The organism is Candidatus Jordarchaeum sp. (assembly GCF_052745115.1).
Genome location: NZ_JBRAKS010000183.1, coordinates 1 through 8,002, shown reverse-complemented (window position 1 = coordinate 8,002; position 8,002 = coordinate 1). Strand labels below are relative to the sequence as shown.

The window sequence follows — 8,002 nt, the reverse complement described above, 5'->3', positions numbered from 1 at the left end:
GGGAACGGCGTCTATGTTGGCACCCTCATGGGGGCTGCGTCTTGTTTAGCCCCTTTAAGCCCAAGCCAAACTCCTCAGCTACCAAGAACTATTTATATACCCTACTTTTAAATAAGCTTTTTTGCGATTCATCCCCGCGACTAGAAGTCGGGGGCTTTCTCGCCAAGGTTATGTAATTATTTGGGGCATCATATGGAGATTTCTTTGGTTGAAAAGAATCTTTCTGCCGAGGGGAGGCTAAAGTTATTAAGAGCTCTGGTGGGGCACCGAGATAGCCTGACCATGGCGAAACTGTCAAAAATCACCGAGCTTCACACCACCACGATTCACCAGCACCTGAAAAGCCTTGTAAAAGCAAGACTAAGAAAAAAGCAACATCGTTGGCGAAATAAGATTCAACATCAACACCGACTCCGAGGTGAGGGAAAAACTAATCCAATTCTTAGAAGAACTCATCTACAATGATATCATACTAAAGATAAGTGAAATCGAAGAATCACTAGAAACAGAAAAACAATCACACTTAGAAAACGCTCAAAAAACACTAGAAAAACTGCTCAACTGGTATCCCCACCAGTTAAAAGAAAGATTCGGAAACGAAATAGCAGAGTTAGCGATGGAACTAGGTGAAAAACTGGAGCGACCCTAGCGTAAACCAAACAGCAAAAACTTGCCTCAACCAAATACAAACCATCTTAAAATAAAAAGGAATAACAATCAAAACATCTAAACACCATAACTACCAAATCCGAGCAGCAGGCCTATCCTATTTCCAAGACTACTACCAAAAAATCGGATACCCAACTCACATCGCAGAAAAACTAGCAGACATAACAAACGCACTAACCATACACAAGGAAAAACTCATCATTAAAAAAGAAAAATACACTAAAGATTACTACACCATACTACACGAACTATTACACTCCTCAACCTGTATGAAACCCAGTATAAAAGATGGGTCAGAGAAGGACTAACACAACACATCCAAAAACAAATAATAAAACACTACAAACATGAAACCCCAGAAAGCCTCTACGACCAATTCAGCTACACCAAAACTTGGAAAACCCTAATCAAAAAAGCCGGAGAAAAAACCATACTCAACCTATACTTCTCAGAAAACGATACAGAAGTCCTAAAAACAACAACAAAAAATTTGAAAAAACAAGAATCAACCTAGCAGAACTACTCGAAATGAACCAAAACCAAGCAAAAAACCTACTAGAGACACTCAAGAAAAAATAAAAAACAGCAAACAAAACACAACATAAACCAGATAACAGAATAGTTGAAAAGGTAAAGCAAGCCCTAAAACTTTTACTTCCTAGAATCTTCTTCCTTGTCAATCTCCACAACGAAATAACCCTGATAATAACACTTCGGACAAAAATAAAGATGAGGAGTAATAAAACCAGAAATAGAGTCTGCTAACTTAATTTTTTTACTACCACACCTCGGACAAACCAAAACACCCCTCTTACCAATAGGACGCCGGGTCAGACTCCTGAATACATCTCTAATTCTCTCCAATCTCTTTCACGCCGAAACACCAAGTAGACCTACTACTAGACATTGAAAAAATGTGGGAAAAAGGCTACGACACATCGATATTCTGCTCAGGGTAACCCCAACCAATTAAAAGTTCTTTGGTGCGGTAACGATGATCGCCCTGAAGCTCAATATGGTTATCCTTCGCAGTACCGCCACAAGCAAGGGAGGTCTTCAACTTCGTCGAAAGCTTGCCGATGTCCACATCCTTGCTATCGATGCCCTCAATAATAGTCATCTCTTTTCCGAATTTGCGTTTCTCTACTCTTACTTTGATTCTTTGTTCTTCTTTTACTATTTCTTGGCAGACGCATAGGTCTTTTGGTAGTCCACATATCGAACATATTTGTTGTGCCATTACACACCATTCCAATTTTTTGCCATTTTTAAAAGTACTTTTGCCATTTTTTAAGATACAATAGAATTATTTAAATTTATGTCTTTTAAAATTGAAGGCATATAAATTTTTGTGAGTTTAAGCGGTATGAGTGGAGCTAGTTTTGTTATTGTGGATGCTTTGGCTTCGGAAAGAGGTTTTAAAAGGTTTACTAGGGATGTTATTGGTTCTGGTCCGCGTACGGTTGCTGGTGTGCTGGAACAGTTAGGTTTTGAGTGTAGAATTTCTACTTCTGAGCAGGTTTTCAGGGATTCTGCTTTTTTGTCTGATTTTGATGTTTTGATGTGTAGTGGTATGACTGTGGATATTCCCTCTATGAGAAAGATTGTGGATTTATGGAGGAGGGTGAACGGGGATAGGGTTTCGATTGCTGGGGGTCCGGCTGCTGCTGATCCGTATTTTTTGTTAAGGAAGACAGGTTTTGACTTGTTGGTTATTTCGGAATGTGAGGAAACATTAAAAGAATTGCTTGGAACCGCATTGAATGAGGGTAAAATGCCAGCAGTGGATGAGCTGCGGAGTATTAGGGGATTAGCTTTTCGGGCTGAAGATGGGGTGGAGGTTACGCCTCTTAGGCCTCCTGCTTTTGTGTTTTGGTTTGAGCCTTCTGTTGATAGGGTTGTTGATTATCCTTATTTTCGAGTTTCACGTGTTTATGTGACGTGTGTTAGGGGGTGCTCTAATTATCGTCGAACGCTGTTGACTCTACCTGATGGGAGAAAGTGTAACCAGTGTGGTTTGTGTGCTGTTGATAATTTGACGGAGAGGTATTATTGTCCGGAGGGGATTTTACCGGGGTGTGGTTTCTGCTCGGTGCCCAGCTTGTTTGGACCACCGAGAAGTAGGAGTGAAGAGAGCATACTGAGAGAAATAGACAGACTGTTAAAGATTGGGGTTAACCGAATCGTGCTGGGTGCCAGCGACTTCCTTGATTTTCAGAGAGAAAAATTGGTGAGTCCCCACCCCTTAACCGATCCTTGTCTTCCAGAACCAAACTATGCTGAGATTGAATCATTATTGTACGAAATCAAAAAACTCCAGTATAAAATAGAGGTAAGAACCTACGTGTCGATTGAAAATGTAAAGCCCTGTCTCTTCACCGAGGAAGCGGCGCAAATCATAAGCAATTATTTACCGAAAACCACTGTTCACATAGGCTGCGAAACCGGTTCGGAGCAGCACTCAAGGAATGTTGGAAGGCCCTCTACTCCCAATGAGAGTTTAATGGCTGTGAAACTTGCTGTGACCTATGGATTAAGACCTTACGTTTACTTCATCCACGGATTACCCGGACAAACCATGGATACCGCCAAAGAAACAGTGGAAATAATGGATAAGATGGCAAAGCTTGGAGCCGAAAAAATAACAATTTACAGGTTCAAACCCCTTCCTATGTCTGCATTTGGAGACTTCAAAACTCCTCCTCCCGCAACTAAAAACAAATTCAGCAAAATGATACTTGACAAGGCGAAGCAGATTAACCTGGAAATAAAGAAATCAATGATAGGAAAAACGGTTGAAGCAGCAGTAGCCGAGAAAATAAAACCCGGAGAGTACATAGCTTACCCTCTAGAGGAAGGCCCCACCATACTCCTAAGGGCGGAAACTGCATCCCAAAACGAGTCAGTAAAAGTTAAAATCAGTAAAATAAAAAGTGAAAAGTTGGTAGAAGCCGTCCTCGTATAAAAACTTGTGCGAGAAATATTTATTAAATATTAAATCCTACTCAAGAAATGGAACACTATAGGAAGTGAATTGAAAATGGTATATATATGTGGGAAATGCGGACACGAGGTTACTGTTGAGGGTTTGGATCTTCTAGGTGGTATTAAGTGTCCTCAGTGTGGTTATCGGGTTTTGTATAAGGCTCGTCCCCCTGTTATTAAGCGTGTGAAGGCTAGGTGAAACCTTTATTCGTATCATTGATGGATTTTCTATTTTTATGTGGGGAAAGTTATTTTAGGTAATTTTATATTTATTTTAGGAATCTAGTTGAGCAGATGCTACTTATAGCTTGTAAGTGATGGTTACTATGTCTGGTAAAGGTAAGGAAGAGAAGAGTTTGTTTGAAAAGATTTGGACTCTGGCGAATCATAGAGGTTTCGTGTTTCCTAGTGCTGAAATATATGGTGGAATAGCTGGCATTTATGACCTAGGACCGTTGGGTGCTAAGATGAAGAATAATTTGATTCAGGCTTGGCGCGAGTTTTTTGTTTTGAGGGAGACCAATCCTCCAGTGTATGAGTTGGATGGTTCGACTATTCTTCCTTACGAGGCTTTAAAGGCTTCTGGACATTTGGATTCTTTTACTGATCCCACAGTTTCCTGTTTGAAGTGTAAGAAGTGGATGCGTGCGGATCATTTGATTGAGGATAGTCTTGATATGTACGTGGAGGGGATGACTCTGGAACAGCTTAATAGAATTATTAGGGAGAATAATTTGGGTTGTCCGGATTGTGGGGGTGGTTTATCTGAGGTTACATTTTTTAATCTGATGTTGGAGGTGCAGGTGGGTCCTGCGGATGGGCAAACTGCTTTTTTAAGGCCGGAGACGGCTCAGGATATTTTTCTTGATTTTAAGCGGGTTCAACAATCTATGAGGGCGAAGCTTCCTTTTGGTATTGCTCAGATTGGTAAATCTTACCGGAATGAGATTTCGCCTAGGCAAGGTTTGATTCGGGTGCGTGAGTTTACTCAGATGGAGATTGAAATGTTTATTCACCCTAATGAGATTGGTAACCATCCGAGTTTTGACAAGGTGAAGGATATTAAAATTAGGATTTTGACCCGAGAGCAGCAAAAGAAGGGTGAAACTGAACCCTTGGAAACTACAGCCAAGGAGTCTGTAGTAAGTAAAATTCTTCCCAACCCGTATATGGCGTATTATCTTGCGAAGGAGACAATATTTTATCAGAGTTTGGGTATTCCCTATGATAAATTTCATTTTCGCCATATGATGCCAGAGGAAACTCCCTTCTATTCTGGGGGTAATTTTGATCTTGAGGTTGAACTAAGTATTGGAAGGAAGGAAATTATTGGGAACGCTTATCGGACAAATTATGACTTATCCAATCATATGAAAAAGAGCGGTAAGGATTTGTCCATAAGCGTTGATGGTGAGAAAGTTATTCCCGAGGTCGTGGAACCTTCATTTGGGGTTGAGAGGGCAATTTATTGTATATTGGAACATTGTTATCGTGAGGATGATGGGAGAGGTTGGAGCTGGTTCCAATTTCCCCCAAAAATTGCGCCGATAACCGCCCTTATATTGCCGCTTGTCCGAAGGGAGCCTCTAATGGAAATAGCGTTTAAGACCTATGAAACCCTGAAGGAAAATGGATTAGAGGTGGACTACGATGACCGGGGGTCTGTGGGTAAAAGATATGCTAGGGCGGATGAAATAGGTATTCCATTCTGTGTTACCGTGGATTATAAAACGGCAGAGGCTAGTACCGTGACAATAAGGGATAGAGATTCCAGAGAACAAGCGGTTATTAATAAAAATGATTTAATCGAAATTCTATCTAAACTAGTTTCTGGCATTATAAACTTCGAAAAGTTATTGTGAATATTATTATTAAATCAAATAAGTTTCTCCATTGATTGGAGAATAGGAATCCACCTTTTTTAATTTTTCAATTCGCTCAGCAAACTCTACTGTTTTCCATTCTTCCCCGTGGACGCAATATACTCTCTCTAGTTCTTTAATCTTTGATATGAATCTAAAAAGTCCTGATTGGTCGGCGTGAGCACTAAATTCAAAGCTTTTAACCTCGGAATTCACTTTAATTGATTCCTCTTTTGGAGCGATTTTAATTTCTCTTTCTCCGTCTTGAAGTCTTCGTCCTCTTGTGCCTGGTACTTGGTAACCTGTAAGACAAATAAGGCTCTTTGGATCTCCAGCTATTTTTTTTATATAACCAATTACTGGGCCTCCTTCAAGCATTCCTGAAGTACTGACAATAATGCAAGGTTCATCAATATTGACACTTCTCTTTTGGTTTACCTCGACAAAAATGTCAGATTCTAGAGGGCTCTGCCTAGTGTATCTTATCTGTCTTCTAATAGTTGGGCGAAGATATGACCAGTATAATCGATAAACCTCATTTACTTTTTTAATCATTCCATCAATATATATTGGAACTTGTTTTAATGCACCGCTTCGGATATAGGCTTCTAGGGATAACATTACTTCTTGAGCTCTTCCCACCGCAAAAACAGGTACTAAAACTCTTCCTCCACGATCGAGGGCTTTATTGATTGAATCTATTAAACTCCTTTCAACTTTCTGAAAACTAGGATGGCGATCATTTTGGGCTGCATAGGTGGATTCAATTATTAATGTGTCAACCTTGCCCACTGAGGTTTCCGCCATATCTTGAGTTCTGGTGTTTCTGGTAGATAAATCTCCAGTATAAAGAATGATATGATTATCTACCTCTAGACGAATCATGGCTGCACCCAAAATATGGCCCGATGGTAAAAGCATAGCCTTAATTCCTCCTCGAATGGTTATTTCCACCATATAGTTTATATCCTCAGCATGACTTCGCACAGCCATGACTTCCTCAGAGGTGTACGGTGGTTCAATATTCCAATCTTTCTGTAATTTTAAAAAATCAGTATGTAAAAGTTCAGCCAAATCTTGGGTTGGAGAAGTGGAGAATTCTGGGCATCCGTATTTAGAGATAATTGCTGGAAGGTATCCTGAATGATCTAAGTGTGCATGAGTAACAAAAACAGCATTAGGAGGATTCGAGGGTTCTAACGGATACTCTTCTCCTTTTACTCTCCCTAAACTTATTCCTGCATCAAGTAAAATGAGCTTGTCCTTTTTTTTGATTGAAATACATGACCGACCTACTTCTCTTGAACCTCCAAGGAAAGACAATTCAATACGTGTCAATGGTAATTTCACCAGTTTTTTAGTTTAGATATTTAACCGCGGTTCTTAATATATGAAAATTATTTCTTTTAACTATTTTTTGGATTATTATGTAATTACCTCACAGCCATCCTCAATAACAATTAGAGTATGTTCTGCCTGCGATACGAAACTTCCTTTCCTATCAGACAAAACATTATAGGCACGGAATAATCCTTTCTCGGTTAACTCCTTTATGGCAAGTTTGAGTCCTGCCTTAGAAACTTTTTTTGCTAACCATCTTTCCGCGAAGGGTAGTGTCTTAAATTCTTTTTGAACCAAATTTAGCACCATACGTGAACCTTTAAATCTTAAAGGTATTCTAAGAGGCATTAAACTGAATATGTAAGCATGGGGGGCCTCGGTTACGGTTCCAGAACCCGTGGTAGCGAAAGTTTCAAGGGCATACACTTCTCCTTCTTCAATTTTTGTACCGTGAGGTATTGAAATATTGGGAATAATCTTTGAGCTGTGAAGAACATACTGGTCGAGTAAATGACCCGAAAGATCCTTTATAGGTCTAAAACCGTATCCTTTTATTGTTTCTTCAATTTTATTTCCTATTATACTTGTTTCCACTCCTGGCTTAATCATTTCTATGGCAATTTCCAGAGCTTTTTCAGAGGCTTCAATTAATTTATTATGCTCAGAACCGAAACTTACCGTAAAAGCAGTGTCGGCTATATACCCGTCAACATGTGTTCCAAAATCAATCTTTACTATATCATGTTCATCTATAACGTTTTTATCATCTGGGGGCGATGAATAGTGAGCAGCTACATTATTAATGGAAACATTACAGGGAAAAGATAAGTCAACACCTTTACTGAGCAATTCACCCTCAATCTTTTCACAAACATCTATTATAGGAGTTCCGGGCTTTACGAACGTTCTTGCAAAATCCTTTACCTTTTTTGCAGCTTTACCCGCTTTTCGATACTTTTCAAACTTATCTTCCTCTTCTTCTGCTGTTGCCTGTTCCTGTTTTTCTGAAATCTTTTCTTTTAATTTATTATCGCTCAAAATGTTTCCTCCTAATTAGGTAATTAGGTCTATAACTTGAGAATAGAAATTATTGGTGCTGTCTTTTTATCGGTTAACTTTTTCTCCTATGTTATCATTATCTGTAT

9 protein-coding genes are annotated in these 8,002 nt (G+C 39.4%); 5 read left to right on the top strand and 4 right to left on the bottom strand.

The annotated features are described in order from the left end of the window. The first annotated feature begins 204 nt into the window (after window positions 1-204). Both ACUVXA_RS12920 and ACUVXA_RS12915 read left to right on the top strand, forming a co-directional pair. Complete coding sequence (locus ACUVXA_RS12920) at window positions 205-465, top strand: ArsR family transcriptional regulator (protein WP_445871684.1); 261 nt, start codon at window positions 205-207, stop codon at window positions 463-465. Beyond that, window positions 419-649: a hypothetical protein gene (locus ACUVXA_RS12915; RefSeq protein WP_445871683.1), complete on the top strand. Its 231-nt coding sequence runs from the start codon at window positions 419-421 to the stop codon at window positions 647-649. Before ACUVXA_RS12920 ends, ACUVXA_RS12915 begins: the two co-directional genes overlap by 47 nt. Window positions 650-1,320: 671 nt before the next feature. On the opposite strand, the gene ACUVXA_RS12910 is transcribed toward ACUVXA_RS12915, so the two are convergent. Both ACUVXA_RS12910 and ACUVXA_RS12905 read right to left on the bottom strand, forming a co-directional pair. Then, on the bottom strand, window positions 1,321-1,533 hold the full coding sequence (locus ACUVXA_RS12910; RefSeq protein WP_445871682.1) for a hypothetical protein: 213 nt from the start codon (window positions 1,531-1,533) through the stop codon (window positions 1,321-1,323). A gap of 64 nt (window positions 1,534-1,597) precedes the next feature. Continuing rightward, window positions 1,598-1,909, bottom strand: coding sequence for a translation initiation factor (locus ACUVXA_RS12905; RefSeq protein ID WP_445871685.1), 312 nt, complete (start codon window positions 1,907-1,909; stop codon window positions 1,598-1,600). A gap of 126 nt (window positions 1,910-2,035) precedes the next feature. Here ACUVXA_RS12905 and ACUVXA_RS12900 point away from each other — a divergent pair, with 126 nt between their 5' ends. The 3 genes from ACUVXA_RS12900 (at window position 2,036) to glyS (ending at window position 5,516) form a co-directional block, all read left to right on the top strand. Then, window positions 2,036-3,634: a B12-binding domain-containing radical SAM protein gene (locus tag ACUVXA_RS12900; protein WP_445871681.1), complete on the top strand. Its 1,599-nt coding sequence runs from the start codon at window positions 2,036-2,038 to the stop codon at window positions 3,632-3,634. Window positions 3,635-3,709: 75 nt separating this feature from the next. Next, window positions 3,710-3,853 carry a DNA-directed RNA polymerase subunit P gene (locus tag ACUVXA_RS12895; protein ID WP_445871680.1) on the top strand — a complete coding sequence of 48 codons (144 nt, stop codon included), beginning with the start codon at window positions 3,710-3,712 and terminating at the stop codon, window positions 3,851-3,853. 127 nt (window positions 3,854-3,980) lie between these two features. Then, the gene (gene glyS, locus ACUVXA_RS12890) at window positions 3,981-5,516 is read left to right on the top strand and encodes a glycine--tRNA ligase (protein WP_445871679.1); all 1,536 of its coding nucleotides are present in this window, start codon (window positions 3,981-3,983) and stop codon (window positions 5,514-5,516) included. A 9-nt stretch (window positions 5,517-5,525) separates the two neighbouring features. On the opposite strand, the gene ACUVXA_RS12885 is transcribed toward glyS, so the two are convergent. Both ACUVXA_RS12885 and map read right to left on the bottom strand, forming a co-directional pair. Beyond that, window positions 5,526-6,854, bottom strand: a complete 1,329-nt coding sequence (locus tag ACUVXA_RS12885; protein WP_445871678.1) for an MBL fold metallo-hydrolase RNA specificity domain-containing protein — start codon at window positions 6,852-6,854, stop codon at window positions 5,526-5,528. A gap of 87 nt (window positions 6,855-6,941) precedes the next feature. Then, window positions 6,942-7,895 carry a type II methionyl aminopeptidase gene (map, locus tag ACUVXA_RS12880; protein WP_445871677.1) on the bottom strand — a complete coding sequence of 318 codons (954 nt, stop codon included), beginning with the start codon at window positions 7,893-7,895 and terminating at the stop codon, window positions 6,942-6,944. Window positions 7,896-8,002 lie beyond the last annotated feature (107 nt).

Excerpts from the sequence above, each read along its gene's own strand:
- ACUVXA_RS12900 (WP_445871681.1), top strand. The coding sequence starts at position 2,036 with ATGAGTGGAGCTAGTTTTGTTATTGTGGATGCTTTGGCTTCGGAAAGA.
- ACUVXA_RS12905 (WP_445871685.1), bottom strand. The coding sequence starts at position 1,909 with ATGGCACAACAAATATGTTCGATATGTGGACTACCAAAAGACCTATGC.
- glyS (WP_445871679.1), top strand. The coding sequence starts at position 3,981 with ATGTCTGGTAAAGGTAAGGAAGAGAAGAGTTTGTTTGAAAAGATTTGG.
- ACUVXA_RS12895 (WP_445871680.1), top strand. The coding sequence starts at position 3,710 with ATGGTATATATATGTGGGAAATGCGGACACGAGGTTACTGTTGAGGGT.